At 70.5% G+C, this 14858-nt stretch carries 14 protein-coding genes; all 14 read right to left on the bottom strand.

The features are described from left to right. Positions 1–642: a 1-hydroxy-2-methyl-2-butenyl 4-diphosphate reductase gene (locus tag KCH48_RS18385; protein WP_210575387.1), complete on the bottom strand. Its 642-nt coding sequence runs from the start codon at positions 640–642 to the stop codon at positions 1–3. Beyond that, positions 642–2633, bottom strand: a complete 1992-nt coding sequence (gene shc, locus KCH48_RS18380) for a squalene--hopene cyclase (RefSeq protein ID WP_210575386.1) — start codon at positions 2631–2633, stop codon at positions 642–644. The genes KCH48_RS18385 and shc overlap by 1 nt, the downstream gene beginning before the upstream one ends. Positions 2634–2749: 116 nt before the next feature. Then, positions 2750–3883 carry a polyprenyl synthetase family protein gene (locus KCH48_RS18375; protein ID WP_210575385.1) on the bottom strand — a complete coding sequence of 378 codons (1134 nt, stop codon included), beginning with the start codon at positions 3881–3883 and terminating at the stop codon, positions 2750–2752. Then, the gene (gene hpnE / locus KCH48_RS18370) at positions 3883–5298 is read right to left on the bottom strand and encodes a hydroxysqualene dehydroxylase HpnE (protein ID WP_210575384.1); all 1416 of its coding nucleotides are present in this window, start codon (positions 5296–5298) and stop codon (positions 3883–3885) included. Before hpnE ends, KCH48_RS18375 begins: the two co-directional genes overlap by 1 nt. Then, entirely contained in the window at positions 5295–5435 is a 141-nt protein-coding gene (locus KCH48_RS42285; protein ID WP_246885466.1) for a DUF6380 family protein, read from the bottom strand. The genes hpnE and KCH48_RS42285 overlap by 4 nt, the downstream gene beginning before the upstream one ends. Further along, on the bottom strand, positions 5435–6385 hold the full coding sequence (gene hpnD / locus KCH48_RS18365; protein ID WP_210575382.1) for a presqualene diphosphate synthase HpnD: 951 nt from the start codon (positions 6383–6385) through the stop codon (positions 5435–5437). Before hpnD ends, KCH48_RS42285 begins: the two co-directional genes overlap by 1 nt. Next, on the bottom strand, positions 6382–7284 hold the full coding sequence (hpnC, locus tag KCH48_RS18360; RefSeq protein ID WP_210575380.1) for a squalene synthase HpnC: 903 nt from the start codon (positions 7282–7284) through the stop codon (positions 6382–6384). The genes hpnD and hpnC overlap by 4 nt, the downstream gene beginning before the upstream one ends. A 387-nt stretch (positions 7285–7671) precedes the next feature. Then, positions 7672–8451: an ABC transporter ATP-binding protein gene (locus KCH48_RS18355; protein ID WP_210575379.1), complete on the bottom strand. Its 780-nt coding sequence runs from the start codon at positions 8449–8451 to the stop codon at positions 7672–7674. Beyond that, entirely contained in the window at positions 8444–9373 is a 930-nt protein-coding gene (locus KCH48_RS18350) for an ABC transporter permease (protein ID WP_210575378.1), read from the bottom strand. The genes KCH48_RS18355 and KCH48_RS18350 overlap by 8 nt, the downstream gene beginning before the upstream one ends. 97 nt (positions 9374–9470) lie before the next feature. Further along, positions 9471–10355: a glycosyltransferase family 2 protein gene (locus KCH48_RS18345; RefSeq protein ID WP_210575377.1), complete on the bottom strand. Its 885-nt coding sequence runs from the start codon at positions 10353–10355 to the stop codon at positions 9471–9473. After that, positions 10352–11131: a CDP-alcohol phosphatidyltransferase family protein gene (locus KCH48_RS18340; protein ID WP_210575376.1), complete on the bottom strand. Its 780-nt coding sequence runs from the start codon at positions 11129–11131 to the stop codon at positions 10352–10354. Before KCH48_RS18340 ends, KCH48_RS18345 begins: the two co-directional genes overlap by 4 nt. Continuing rightward, complete coding sequence (locus tag KCH48_RS18335) at positions 11109–12170, bottom strand: iron-containing alcohol dehydrogenase family protein (protein ID WP_210575375.1); 1062 nt, start codon at positions 12168–12170, stop codon at positions 11109–11111. Before KCH48_RS18335 ends, KCH48_RS18340 begins: the two co-directional genes overlap by 23 nt. Then, a complete protein-coding gene (locus tag KCH48_RS18330; protein ID WP_210575374.1) occupies positions 12158–12910 on the bottom strand; it encodes a sugar phosphate nucleotidyltransferase in 753 nt (250 codons plus the stop codon). The genes KCH48_RS18335 and KCH48_RS18330 overlap by 13 nt, the downstream gene beginning before the upstream one ends. Further along, positions 12907–14694 carry a DUF5941 domain-containing protein gene (locus tag KCH48_RS18325; protein WP_210575373.1) on the bottom strand — a complete coding sequence of 596 codons (1788 nt, stop codon included), beginning with the start codon at positions 14692–14694 and terminating at the stop codon, positions 12907–12909. The genes KCH48_RS18330 and KCH48_RS18325 overlap by 4 nt, the downstream gene beginning before the upstream one ends. Positions 14695–14858: the final 164 nt, after the last annotated feature.

Here is a 14858-nt window from a genome sequence, read left to right as displayed (position 1 = left end):
TCACCTCCGGGGGAGCAGCAAGGAACGGTGCCATTCGTAGAAAGCAGGAAGAACGGAACGCAATACGCGGAACGCTGATATTCCTCCGCGCAATGTGCCGATCCGGACGAGTTCATGTTCTGGAGCGTCCACGACCACCCGGACGGCCGCAACCGGGCGTGGGCCCGTGCGTACGGCGCTCAGGAGCGTGGCCGCGGACTCCATGTCGACCGCGATCGCGCCGGTCGCGAGGAGATCGGACCGCTCCTGACCGCGTACGACATGGTCGGAGCCGGTGAGCGGCCCGGTGTGGACGGTGCGGCCGGGTGCGGCACGCACCAGCTCCTTGACGAGTAGGTCGGTCCCGACGCACGGAACGGTTCCGTCCGGGTCCCGGGTCTCCTCGGCGACGACCAGGTCGCCGGGGTGCATGCCCGGGGCGAGCCCCGCACAGAAACCGGTCGCGACCACGGCCGCCTCGCCGAACGCCGGGTCGGCCAGCACCCGGGAGACGGATCGCTCCGCCGCCTTGGGCCCCATACCGGTACGCAGGACGGTGACCGGCCCGCCCGCGCCGCCACGATCGCCCAGGCGCAGGGCGAAGTGCTCGATGCCGAGCGCGCAGGCGATCAGCAGCGGGACGGAGACGGGCTGGGTGCTCATCAGCCCGCCTCGGCCTTGGAGAACGGTTCTCCGTGGACGTACCGGCCGAGCGCGGTGAGCGGGAAGACCTGCCGGTAGAGGTGGTAGTTGATCGAGAAGTCCCACGGGAAGCCGGTCCCCGTGAAGTACGGCTCGTCCCAGGAGCCGTCCTCGCGCTGTGTGCTCGCGAGCCACTCGATGGCGCGCTCGACGGCCTTGGAGTCCTTCTCGCCGGCCGCGAGCAGGGCCAGCAGCGCCCATGCCGTCTGCGAGGCGGTGGAGGCGCCCTTGCCGCTCCACTTCTTCACGTCGTAGTAGGAGCGCAGGTCCTCGCCCCAGCCGCCGTCGTCGTTCTGTACGGACTCCAGCCAGCCGACGGCCCGGCGGATCGCCGGGTGCGAGCCGGGCAGTCCGGCGGCGGTCAGCGCGGGTAGCACGGACCCCGTACCGTAGATGTAGTTGACGCCCCAGCGCCCGAACCACGAGCCGTCCGGCTCCTGTTCGGCGAGCAGCCACTCGATGCCGCGCCGGGTGCGCGGGTCATGGGCGTAGCCCTCGACCGCCAGCATCTCCACCACGTGGGCGGTGACGTCCGCGGACGGCGGGTCGATGACCTCGCCGAAGTCGCAGAACGGCAGCTTGTTGGGGAACATGCTGGTGTTGTCGACGTCGAAGGCCCCCCAGGCGCCGTTCTTCGACTGCATCCCGAGGTTCCAGCGCACCCCGCGCCCGATCGCCTTCTCCACCCGCTCCGGGTCGTGGTGCCGGATCCGGCGCAGCGCGAGGACGACCTCGGCGGTGTCGTCGATGTCGGGGTAGTTGTCGTTGTGGAACTCGAACGCCCAGCCACCGGGCGGCAGTTGGGGTCTGCGGACCGACCAGTCGCCGGGCCGCACGATCTGCTCGCCGAGCATCCAGTCGGCGGCCTTCACCAACTGCGGGTGGTCGGCGGGGACCCCCGCGTCGGCGAGCGCGATGGCCGCGAGGCAGGTGTCCCACACCGGGGACTGGCAGGCCTCGATCATCCGCGCCCCGTCCTCGCGCCAGACGGTGAAACGGTCCAGCGACGCCAGCCCCTCGCGCATCACGGGGTGTTCGAGGTCGTAGCCGAGCAGGTACAGGGCGATGACCGAGTACACGGCGGGCGGCTGGATGCCGCCCCAGCAGCCGTCGTTCTCCTGCCGCTCGATGATCCAGCGGGCGGCGGAGTTCATCGCCGCCCGGCGCAGAGCGCGCGGGGCGACCTTGCGGTACTGGTGCAGCGCCTTGTCGAGCCGTTCGAAGGCGCCGTCCCAACTCGCCGCGGGGGCCGGCGGCTTGACGGGATTCGGGTTGCGCGGGTCGGTGTGCAGTTCGTCGAGCGGGAAGGGCGCTGGCCGCACCGGGCGCTTCGCGGAGACGATCGTCAGCGGGACGATGGTCTGCCGGGCCCAGCAGCCGAAGTCGTAGATGTTGAGCGGGAACCACTTCGGGAAGTAGATGAGTTCCGGCGGGAGTTCGGGCAGGTCCTCCCATTTCCACCAGCCGAACAGCGCCAGCCAGATGCGGGTGAAGACCCGGGCGGCCGCGATACCGCCCCGCTCGCGGATCCAGGCCGAGGCCTTCGCCATGTGCGGCGCGTCAGGCGCGTCGCCGGCCAGCCGCAGGGCGACGTACGCCTCGATGGTGGTGGAGAGTTCGCCGGGTCCGCCGTAGAAGGTGGCCCAGGTGCCGTCCTCGCGCTGCTCGCCGCGGATGAACAGGGCGGCGGCACGGGTGGTGGCCTCGTCGCGGATCCCCAGGAACTGGCGCAGCAGCAGGTCCTCGGCGTCCATCGTGACGTTCGTCTCGAGGTCGCCCTTCCACCAGCCCTGGGTGTCCTGCCGGGAGAGCAGGAACTCGGTGGCACGCCCCATGGCGTGTACGGCGGCCTCGTGCGTCCCGGCCGCCACGGGGGTGTGAGTCTGTGTTTCGCTGGCCGAGGCTGCGCGGGGCCGCAGTGCCCCGGTGCTTCCGTCGGTCGTCGCTGTCATGGCTTCCCCTTCGTGCAGTCGTACGAGTCGTGCTGCTGTGGGTCCGCCGTCGACCGGTGCTCGTGCGTCCGTAGCACCGGCCGGCGACTACGCGAGGGCTGTTCGACCGATAATGATCATCTCTTCCGTACGACGACGAAGTCGGCGAGCGCCGCGAACTGTGCCCGCACCCGGTCGGGCATCTCGATGGCGTCGAGGGCTTCGATGGCGATGGTGTGCTGGCGGCGGGCCTCCTCGGCGGTCCACTCCCGCCCGCCCGCCTCCTCGATGAGAGCGGCACGGGCCGCGAACTCCTCCTCCGAGAAGTTCTCGAAATCGCTGCTCTTGGCGTCGGCGGCGAGGAGCTCGCCGAGCCGCTCGGAGGCCGGTCCGCTCGCCGCGAGCGCGGCGACGACCGGCAGGGACTTCTTGCGCTGGCGCAGATCGCTCCAGGTCTGCTTGCCGGTGGAGACCGGGTCGCCCCAGATGCCGAGCAGGTCGTCGACGGCCTGGAAGGCGAGGCCCAGGTGGTAGCCGTACTTCTCCAGGGTGTCGGCGGTGCGGTCGTCCGCGCCGCCGAGCACCGCGCCGATGGAGCTGGCGCAGGCGAGCAGGGCGCCGGTCTTGTTGCCCTCCATCTCCAGGCACTCCTCGACGCTGACGCGGTCGCGGTGCTCGTAGGAGATGTCCTGCGCCTGGCCGTCGATGAGGGCGCGGGTCGCGCTGGTAAGGCGGCGGGTGGCGCGGCCCGCCTCGACGGTACCGAGCTCCAGCAGGACCTCGTTGGCCAGGGCGAACAGGGCGTCGCCGACCAGGATCGCCTGGGCGGGGCCGTGCACCTTCCAGACGGTGTCGCGGTGCCGGCGCTGTTCGTCGCCGTCCATCAGGTCGTCGTGCAGCAGGGAGAAGTTGTGGACCAGTTCGACGGCGACCGCTCCGGGAATGCCTGCCTCGGGCCCGGCGCCGGTGACCTCGGCGGAGAGCACGGCAAGGGCGGGACGTACGGCCTTGCCGCCATCGCCGTCGGCGGGATTGCCCTGGGCGTCGATCCAGCCGAAGTGGTAGGCGGAAACAGTGTCCATGGGAGGGGCCAGGCGGTCGATCGCCGCCCGCAGTACCGGTGTGGCCAGGGACCGGCCACGCTCCAGGAGCGCGGTCACGTCCACCGCGGTCCTTCGAGCGGCCATCGAGGCCGGGGGCACAGTGGGCACAGTCTCTCCTCTTGTTGCGGTACCGGGGGTGCGGGGACCTGCCGCGCGCTCATGGAGCATCAGGCCGCCTCCTCGACTTCGAAGAGGTGGCGGGGGCGGGGCCGCCCCAGGGCGCTCAGCACGGCGTCCGCCGCACTCACACCACTGCGGACCGCACTCTCCATGGTCGCGGGCCACCCCGTGGCGGTCCACGCTCCGGCCAAGTAGAGGCCGGGGGCCTTGGTACGGGCGCCGGGCCGCAGCCGTCCGACGCCGGGGGTGGGAGCGAACGTGGCCGTGCGCTCCCTGGTCACGAAGAAGTCCGTCACCTCGGCGCCGCGGGTGCCCGGCAACAGTCGTTCCAGTTCGGGCACATAGCGCCCGCGCAGTTCGGCGACCGGTGCGTCGATCTCGTCCTGCGCCGCCGACTGCGACAGCGCCAGGTACTGACCGTGCTTCAGCCCGGAGGCGTCGGTCCGGTCGAAGACCCACTGCACCGGGGTGCCGAGGGCCGCGAAGAAGGGCTTGTGGAGCACCTTCCGGTCGTACACGACATGGACGTTGAGGATCGGCGCGGTGCCGATCTCCAGCAGCCGTTCCGGTGCGTCGAGGGCTCCGGCGGGCAGCAGATCGTGCGCTTCGCGGTGGGGTACGGCGAGGACGACGGCGTCGGCCTGAAGCGTTTCGCCGGGAACCTGAACGCTCAGGCGCCCGTTGTCGTCAGTAGAGATGGAGGTGACTCGTGTACGGACCTCGGTACGCACGCCCGCGGAGTCGAGCGCCTTGCGGGCCAGTCGGTCATGCAGTTCCCCCAGCGGGACGCGCGCCCAGCCGATGTCGGCCGCGCCCGGGTCGGACAGCAGACCGGTCTTGAACACCATCGCGGCGAGCCCCAGCGAGGCGTCGCCCGCGACCGCGTTGAGGGTGGCGACCCCGACCAGGTCCCACAGGGCCTCGACGGCACGCGCCGACTGACCGTGCGCGGTCAGCCAGCTGCCGAAGTCCTGCGTGTCCAGGGTCGGATCGGCGAGGTCCAGCCCCTTGAGCGCGAGCGCGGCCCGCCCGACCTTGGCGCGTTCGGCGAGCGAGAGATGCGGATACGTGGCCAGGCTGCGCCCCAGATGCAGGGGCACGGGCAGCGCGTCGCGCCGCAGCCTGCCGAGCCGCCGCCCCTCGGGCCTGGCGACATCGAGTACGGGCACGTCGAGACGATCCTGCAACGGCGCAAGCGCCGCTCCCTCGATGCGGTCGAGGAACCAGCGGTAGGCGGTGCAGCAGCGCAGATACACATGCTGTCCGTTGTCGACCGTCAACTCGCCGCGCTGGAAGGAGAAGGCGAGCCCGCCCAGACGCGGCCGGCCTTCGAGCAGGGTGACGCGCACTCCGGCGTCGGCCAGCGCGAGCGCGGCGGTGATCCCGGCGAGCCCACCACCGACCACGACGGCGTCCCGCCCGGAGCGTGGCCCCGGCATGTCCGCGAGCGGCTCCTCGGTCATCGTGCACTCCCCCCTGCGCGGCCGCCGCGATGCTTGAACGGTGCACGGCAGGCCGTCGCAGTCAGGGACGCCGGGCGGCACCGGAGGGTTGCCCGCCGCTTTTCGCCGACGGCATCACCTTGGACCCTTTTGTCCATCAGGCGCGCCTCCTGACGGTCCGCCGGGTCACATGCCGCGCGTCCAGGCCGGACAGGCCGCGCACGGCGACGTACGCCTTCTCGCGCCCGGGCAGCGAGACCCGGCCACGCAGCACCGCCTCCGGATCGCGCTCGATGCGGTCGAGGAGGCGGCGGTAGATGCCGGCCATGGCGGCGACGCAGGCGCCGCTGCGCCGGTCGAGCATGGGGAGCAGCCGGTAGCCCTCGGCGAAAAGGGCGCGGGCCCGACGCACTTCGAAGTGCACGAGACCCGCGAAGTCGGCGCCCTCCGGCGGTTTCGCCCCGCTGAACCCGGCCGAGCAGCCGAACTTGGCCAGGTCGTCGGCGGGTAGATAGGTGCGCCCGCCCTCGGCGTCCTCGCGGACGTCCCGCAGGATGTTGGTGAGCTGAAGCGCGAGCCCTAGCGTGTCGGCATACTCCGGCGCGCGCTCGGCGCCACGCGCCCCCCGCTCCGTACCGAACACCCCGAGCGAGAGCCGCCCGATGGCACCCGCCACACAGCGGCAGTACACCTTCAGGTCGTCCCAGGTCTCATAGGTCTCGCCGCGTACGTCCATCAGCACGCCGTCGATGAGTTCGTCCAGGCCGCCCAGCGGGATGGGGAACTGCTCGGCGGCATGGGTCAGGGCGACCGCCACCGGGTCGGTGTCGTCCTCGTCGACCGCGTCCTGGCGGATCCGGGTCAGCAGCGCCCGGGTGTCCTCGAGTCTGGCGACCTTGACGTCGGGTGCCAGCGCGCCGTCGCCGATGTCGTCGACACGGCGCGAGAACGCGTACAGCGCCGACATCGCGCGCCGCTTGTGCGTGGGCAGCAGCCTGATGCCGTAGGCGAAGTTACGGGCCTGCTGTCCGGTGACGGCCTCGCAGTAGCTGTAGGCGGCGAGTACCGGTGCGGACACGTGTGTGGGAGAGTCCACGGTCCGGATCACCCCTCTCCTCGCAGAGTCAGGCCCGCCTCACGCAGCAACTGGATCCTGCCGGGCTTGGGCGGGCCGGGAAGTACGTCGTATTCGGCGGCGGCGATCGCATGGATTGCCGCCCTTCCCCCCGCCACGAACCCTGCGAGCAACAGCTTCAGCCTGCCGTGGACGCTACCCACCAGGGGGGCGCCTTCATTCAGGAGGTCGCGGGCGCGTTGCGCTTCATATGCAACCAGGGCGCGCACCGATGCGCCCGCGGTTTTCGCGGCGAGATCCGCCTCCTGGACATGAAAGCGCTTCATGTCGGCGGCGGGCAGATAGATGCGGTCGCGGCCGAGGTCCTCGGCGACGTCCTGGAGATGCTCGACGATCTGCAGGGCCGTGCAGATCGCGTCGGAGCGCCTGACCCGCTCGGGGGTCTCGGTGCCGGTGACGGCGAGGACGAGACGGCCGACGGGGTTGGCGGACAGTTCGCAGTACGCAACGAGGTCGTCGTAGGTCTCGTAGCGGGAGACGAGCTGGTCCTGGCGGTTGGCGGCGATCAGGCCGAGAAAGGGCTCCGGCCTCAGCGCGCGGCGCCGGACGGTCGACTGGAGGCGGCGCAGCAGCGGGTGACGCGGCGTCGAATCGAACACGCGGTGAAGGTCGGCCTCGAAGGCGTCCAGCATCAGCAGCCGGTCCTCGGCCTGGGCGGGGGACACGCCGAGCAGCCGGGCGTCGGCGCCGCCGGGGGCGAGATCGCCGTCGCCGATGTCGTCGACGAGGCGGGCGAAGCCGTACACGGCCATGAGGTCGTCGCGCCAGGCCCTGGGCAGGAAGAACGGGGCCACGGGGAAGTTCTCGTCCGTGGCCTTGTCGAGGGTGCCGCGCTCCGGATCACCGGTCGGCGCGGTGCCGGTTCCCGTCACCGTTCACTGCCCGGGGCGGGGACGGCACATGCTGCGTCGACCTGGGGAGTTTCCGTAGCCATTGCCGTCACATCTCCCGTTCTACACCGTCGACCCAATACGCACTATTTCGGACACGCCACCCGGTCCTCAGCGCGGCCGCCCCGGCGTGGGGGTGTCGCGTATTATCGCCCCACTTGCCGCTTATCGGGACCGGTACAGCTTACGTTGTACAACGCAACATGGTCCGTCGGGGTGTCCTGCGCATCACAAGAACACACCGATTGGCACCAAGATTCCTAGAGTCGACCGAAGTTGACGTTTCCTTTGCAGACGCGGAGCCCCGCCGGAAGGGTTCCTGCGGGGCCCTGCGAAGCGTGGTGGGCCTTTCGCCCGGATCCGGGTGGACTACTTGCCCGTGAACTTCTCGTACTCCTTGATGACCTCTTCAGTAGGTCCGTCCATGCGCAGCTCGCCGCGTTCCAGCCACAGGACGCGGTTGCAGGTGTCCCGGATCGACTTGTTGTTGTGACTGACCAGGAACACCGTGCCCGCGCTCTTGCGCAGTTCGCGGATGCGTTCCTCGGAGCGCTTCTGGAACTTGCGGTCACCGGTGGCCAGCGCCTCGTCGATCATCAGGACGTCGTGGTCCTTGGCGGCGGCGATGGAGAAACGCAGCCGGGCCGCCATGCCGGAGGAGTAGGTGCGCATGGGCAGGGTGATGAAGTCACCCTTCTCGTTGATGCCGGAGAACTCGACGATCTCCTCGTAGCGCTCCTTGATCTCCTCGCGGGACATGCCCATGGCGAGCCCGCCCAATATGACGTTCCGTTCGCCGGTGAGGTCGTTCATCAGAGCCGCGTTCACCCCGAGCAGCGAGGGCTGGCCGTCGGTGTAGACCTTGCCGCTCTCGGCGGGGAGCAGACCGGCGATGGCGCGCAGCAGCGTCGACTTGCCGGAGCCGTTGGAGCCGATCAGGCCGACGGCCTCGCCGCGGTAGGCGACGAAGGACACGCCTCGCACGGCGTGCACCTTGCGCACTCCGCGTTCCTCGCCGCGCTTGAGCATGCGACTGAGCGCCGCCGTGGCGCTGCCCTTGCCGGCCTTGGCACCGTTGACGCGGTAGACGATGTGCAGGTCGTCGGCGATGACGGTGGGGATCCGTTCGTCCCTCGGTTGCTCAGCCACGGCCGTACCTCTCCTCCGCCTTCCAGAAGTAGACGAAGCCGCCGACGGCGAGCAGCACGGACCAGCCGAGCGCGGCCGCCCACACATGCTCCGGGAGGTTCTCGGAGCCGTAGCCGTCGATGAGCGCGAAGCGCATCAGGTCCATGTAGATGGCGGCCGGGTTCCACTGCAGGACGTTGGCGATCCACTGGGGCTTGTCGGCCAGCATGATCGGGATGGAGTACATCACGCCGGACGCGTACATCCATGTACGCATCACGAACGGCATCAGCTGCGCGAGGTCCGGGGTCTTGGAGCCGGCCCGGGCCATGATCAGCGCGAGGCCGGTGTTGAAGAGGAACTGCAGGGCGAGCGCCGGGACGATCAGGGCCCAGGACAGGTCCGGGAAGCTGCCGAAGATCATGGTGATGGCGAACAGCACGATCATCGAGTAGAGCAGCTGCTGGAGCTGCTGGAGCGCGAAGGACACCGGCAGCGAGGCGCGCGGGAAGTGCAGGGCGCGGACCAGGCCGAGGTTGCCGGAGATCGCGCGGACGCCCGCCAGCACCGAGCTCTGGGTGAAGCTGAACACGAAGACGCCGGTGACCAGGAACGGGATGTACACCTCGCGGGACATGCCCCGGTCGGCCTCGAGGATGACGCCGAAGATGAAGAAGTACACGGCCGCGTTCAGCAGCGGCGTGACCACCTGCCAGAGCTGGCCGAGCTTCGCCTGGCTGTACTGAGCGGTCAGCTTCGCCCGGGAGAAGGCGAGAATGAAGTGACGCCGGTCCCAGAGCTGGCGGACGTATTCCACGAGTGAGGGGCGGGCGCCGCTCACGGACAGTCCGTACTTCGCGGCGAGCTGGGCCGCGGTCAGTCGCTCGTCGGGCGACGGAGCCGCGCTCACCGCGACTCCACCGTCGTGCGTTGTCTCACTCACCAAAAGAAACTTTCGTCTTCGAGATGCGCAGCCTGTGCGGGCAGGGCATGAGCCGGCGGCCGTGGGTGACGGCCGGGTGCTCTCAGGACCGAGCTTGTCAGATGACGGGGGGTCGGCCCAGTCGAGTCAGCCGCCACACCGTACGCCACTTCATGGGCCTGCGGGGCCCGCACCCGGTCGTCCAGCCTTCCCGGAATCCGCCGAACCACGCCCGGAGCGCGGGCCGCGTGGGGCGGCGCAGCAGGGTGAGCAGCATCCAGACGCCCAGGTAGACGGGGACCAGGGGGGCGGGAAGGTTGCGGCGGGCGAGCCAGACGCGGTTGCGGGCGACCATGCGGTGATAGACCGCGTGCCGCGAGGGCGCGGTCGTCGGGTGGTACAGCACCATGTCGGACCGGTAGTCGATCATCCAGCCCGCGTCGAGGGCCCGCCATGCGAGGTCGGTTTCCTCGTGTGCGTAGAAGAATTCGTCCGGGAGCCCGCCGACTTCGGCGAGAACCTGGGTGCGTACGGCGTTGGCGCCGCCGAGGAACGTGGTGACCCGGGAGGAGCGCAGCGGGTCGGAGGCACGCAGCCTGGGCACATGACGGCGCTGGGTCTCGCCGGTGTCCGGGTCGGCGATGCGGAAGCTGATGATGCCGAGCTTGGGGTCGGCCGCGAAGGCCCGGCGGCACAGCTCGGCGGTGTCGTGGTGGGCGAGCAGGCCGTCGTCGTCGAGGAAGAGCAATATGTCGACATCCCGGCCACTGGGCCCGAAAGCCTCGATGCCGACGTTGCGGCCGCCGGGGATGCCGAGGTTCTCGGGCAGCTCGATCGTGCGGACGCCGTCGGGGACGTCGGGGACGGGTGAGCCGTTGCCGACGACGACCGCCTCGACCGGGTCGCCGTCCTGCTTGGCGACCGAGTCGAGCAGGGCCCTGAGCTCCTCGGGGCGGTTGCCCATGGTGATGATGACCGCCCCGACCTTCATCCCGGGGCTCACCGGAGCCTGCTCGACGCGAGGATGGAGACCAGGTGCAGCAGGGTCTGCACCAGCGCGATACCGGCCAGCACCGCGACGCCGAGCCGGGAGAAGAACAGGTCGCCGCGCATCGTGTCCAGGACGGCCAGGACCAGGATCAGCAGGGACGCCTCGATGCCGAGCACCAGCCGGTGGAAGTTCAGCGCCGCGGCCGCTCTGCGGGCCAGCGCCATGCCGGAGGAACGGGGCTCGGACGCCGCCTCCTTGACCGGCGGCAGTCCGCCCTGGTGGCGGGCGACGCCGACGAGGTCGGTCTCGGCCTTGATCAGGATCGCGCCGAGGGCGGCCAGGGTGCCGAGGAACGCCCACAGCCAGTCGACGCGCCCGGAGCCCCACAGGTCGGCGGCGCGCAGGCCGAAGCCGACGAGCACCGCGGCATCGCACAGATAGGCGCCGACCCGGTCCAGGTAGACCCCGCCGAGCGAGAACTGCTGCTTCCAGCGCGCGACTTCGCCGTCGACGCAGTCGAGCAGCAGATAGAGCTGGACCATCAGCACGCCGAGCACGGCGCCCGCGATCCCCGGCACCAGCAGGGCGGGGGCCGCGAGCACGCCGCAGAGGGTCATCAGGTACGTGAGCTGGTTGGGCGTGACCTTGGTGGTCACCAGGGAACGCGTGATCCGCAGGGACACCTCGCGCATGTAGAGGCGTCCCGCCCAGTGCTCACCGCTGCGCCGGTCCTTGACCCCGGCGGGGTGCACGACCGGGCGGAGTTCAGCTACCGATGGCCTTGACATAGTCGGCGTAGGTGTCCTTGATCTGGTCGGTGGTGAGGTCGAGGTGTTCGAGGATCGTGTAGCGGCCGGGCCGGGTCTGGGGGGCGAACTCCACGACCTCGATGAACTCCTCGGTCGTGAAGCCGATCTCCTCCGGCAGCACCGGCAGTCCGTGCCGGCGCAGCACCCCGGCCATGTGGACCGACTCCTCGTGGGCTCCGCGCAGCCACATCGCGAAGGCGGCGCCGAGCCCGCACTGCTCGCCGTGGGCGGCGGCGCGGCGCGGGTGGAGCAGGTCGAAGGCGTGGTTGATCTCGTGGCAGGCCCCGGAGGACGGGCGGGAGTCGCCCGACACGGACATGGCGATGCCGCTGAGCACCAGCGCCTCGGCGAGCACCTGGAGGAAGTCGTTGTCCCCGATGCCGCCGGGGTGTCTGAGCACGGCCTCGCCGGCCTGGCGGGCCATGGCCGCGGCGAGGCCGTCGATCTTCTCGCCCTTGACGCGGACCGCGAGTTCCCAGTCGGCGATCGCCGAGATGTTGGAGATCGCGTCGCCGATGCCGGCGCGCACGAACCGGGCCGGTGCCTCGCGGATCACATCCAGGTCGATGACGACGGCGATCGGGTTGGGCACACCGTACGAACCGCGGCCCGCGTCGTTGTCGAGGGTCGCGACCGGCGAGCAGAGGCCGTCGTGCGCGAGGTTGGTCGGTACGGCGACCAGCGGCAGGCCGACCCGCGCCGCGGCGAACTTGGCACAGTCGATGATCTTGCCGCCGCCGAGCCCGACGACCGCGTCATAGCGGCCGGCCTTCATCTCGGCGGCCAGCCGGATCGCGTCGTCGAGGGTGCCGCCGTCCACCTCGTACCAGGTGGCGCCCGGCAGCGAGGGGGCGATGCGCTCGCGCAGCTTGGCGCCGGAGCCGCCGCTGACCGCGACGGCGAGCTTGCCGGAGTGCGAGATGCGCTCGTCGGCGAGCACGTCGCCCAGGTCGTCGAGGGCACCCGGACGGATGTCGACGACGACCGGGGAGGGGATGAGCCTGGTCAGTAGCGGCACGCGATCTCCCGTCCCCGGGCGAGATCGGCGTGGTTGTCGATCTCGACCCAATTGACGTCGCCGATCGGTGCGGCATCGATGGTGAAGCCGACGTTGATCAGCTCCTGGTAGGCGTGCTCGTAGAACTGCTGCGGGTCGGCCTGCCACACGGTCTTCAGCGCGTCGACCAGCTCGGGGACGGCCTCGCCCTCGATGAGGGTGACGCCGATGTACTCGCCGGTCGCCTCGGCCGGGTCCATCAGCTTGGTGATCCGCTGGACGCCCAGGTCGGGATCGACGACGACCTTCATCTCCTCGTCCCCGAGGGGTTTGACCGTATCGACGGCCAGAATGATCTGCTTGAAGTCGTCGCGGGCGGCGAGCAGCGTCTTCTCGACGGAGACCGGGTGGACGGTGTCGCCGTTGGCGAGGATCACGCCGTCCTTGAGGGCGTCACGGCCGCACCACAGGGAGTAGGCGTTGTTCCACTCCTCGGCCTTGTCGTTGTCGATGAGCGTGAGCGTGAGGCCGTACTTCGCTTCGAGGGCGGCCCTGCGCTCGTACACGGCCTCCTTGCGGTAGCCGACGATGACCGCGGCCTCGGTGAGGCCGATCTCGGCGAAGTTGGCGAGGGTGAGGTCCAGCACGGTCGGTTCGCCCTCGATGCCCGCGGGCCCCACCGGCACCAGTGCCTTCGGCAAGGTGTCGGTGTAGGGGCGCAGACGCCGTCCGGCGCCTGCCGCCAGCACGAGGCCGATCATGCGGGTTCTCCTTCGTCGTGTACGGCGGGTGCGCCGCCCAAATGGGAGGCCACCCAGAAGCGGATGCTCTCGACGAGCACCACCAGGGCGACGGCCCCGGCGAGGACCGTGAGCGCGACCTCGAACTGCGCGCCGGTGAGCAGCGCGGCCAGCACGACGACCACCAGCGTCCGGCCCTCGTGCCCCCCGACCGCCCGCACCAGCCACTTCGGCGGGGCGCCCGCGTCGCCGCGGATGCGATAGACCGTGTCGTAGTGATGGTAGGCGACAGCGGCCACCAGGCCGAAAGCCGCGGGAAGCGCTCCGTTCACCTTTGATTCAGCCGCCAGGATGAGGACGGTCCCGTATTCAGCGGCGCGGAAGACAGGCGGAACCAGCCAGTCCAGAGTGCCTTTGAGCGGGTTCTGGACGGCGACGGCGGACAGGACGACGTAGGCGACGGCGCACAGAACGGTCTGCCATCCGGCGCCCCAAAGTGCGGCGGAGATCACCACCAGGAGACCGCCGGCAAAAGCGGCGTAATAACCACCACGGGGATAAGTGCCACGCCCCGCGCGAAGGATCAGTTCGGTGAGCGGACCGGAGTCCGCGAGGTCCGCGAGCGCCTGCGCCGCCCGGTCCGTGCGCCGAGCCTTGCGCGTCAGCGAGCGCAGCACGCGGCCCGCCGTGGTGTACGTCGCCGCGAAGGCGCACCCGATGAGCAGCGCGTAGAAGGTGATGCGCGGCGTGGTGACCGCCGTCAGGACCGCGATCATCGCCCAGCGTTCGCCGATCGGCAGGACGATCATCCGGCGTACCCAGACCGTCCAGCCGACGCTGTCGAGCTTGCCCGAAAGGGCCGCGGTGGGGCTGGTGTTGGCGGTGGCGTCGTGGTTCGCCTCGTTGAAGGAGAAGTCGACGACGTGCCGGCAGGTCTGGAGGACCATCGCGCCCAGCGCCAGGGCCCATACGTCGTCGCCGCCGCGGGCCGCGCCGAGGGCGAGGCCCGCGTAGTAGGCGTACTCCTTGGCCCGGTCGAAGGTGGCGTCCAGCCAGGCGCCGAGCGTCGAGTACTGCAGGGAGTAGCGGGCGAGCTGTCCGTCGGCGCAGTCCAGGACGAAGGAGAAGAGGAGCAGCAGGCCGGCGGCTATGAATCCGCCCCGGGTGCCGGTGGCCGCGCAGCCGGCCGCGATGAGCGCGGTGAGCAGGGAGGCGGTGGTGACCTGGTTCGGGGTGAGGCCGCGGCGGGCGCACCAGCGGGCCAGATAGCGCGAGTACGGGCTGATGCAGAAGGTCGTGAAGAAGCCGTCGCGGGCCTTCACGGCCGACTTCAGGCGTACGGCCTCGTCGTCGACGGCGGCGACGGCCTGCCGCGCCTCGTTGCGGGCCTGCGGGTCGGCCGGAACGGCGGCGACGAGGCTGCCGAGGTCCGGGCGGTGCACGTCGGCGTCGAGGGCGGCGGCGACGCGGTCGGCGAGGCTGTCCACCAGCAGCGCGCCGCGGGCGGCGTTCTCGTGGGCCATCGCCCGGGTCAGCGCCTGACGGGCGCCGGGCTGGGCGGTCACGGCACCCGGGATCGCGGCGAGCGGGAAGCGCGGGTCGGTGAGGCCGAGGCGCAGGGCGTGCAGATGGCCGACGAAGCGGGTGTCGACGACGGCGACCCGCTGGTCACCGGGGACCTCGGCGAGCAGCGTCGACGCGTCGGCGGCGTCGGACGCGGTCCGCACCTCGAAGCCGAGCGACCGCAGATCACCCTCGATCGACGATCCGGGGACCGGCTGACCGGTGAGGATGGCGGTCGACAACCGAACTCACTCCCTGGGGCTGCCGACGCTCCGCGCCGGTCACGTACATGGTGGGGGCGCCCTTGGCTGCACCAGGCGGGCGGCATGTCGGCAGAGGCTATCGGATGATGGGAAGGTCGTGTTCACCGACCGTTCATGGTCCGGTCGACACGATCTGCCTTCGC

This window comes from Streptomyces sp. GESEQ-4 (assembly GCF_017948455.1).
Taxonomy (GTDB): Bacteria; Actinomycetota; Actinomycetes; order Streptomycetales; family Streptomycetaceae; genus Streptomyces.
The sequence above is the reverse complement of the archived record's forward strand: the minus strand, read 5'-3'. Positions and strand labels throughout refer to the sequence as shown.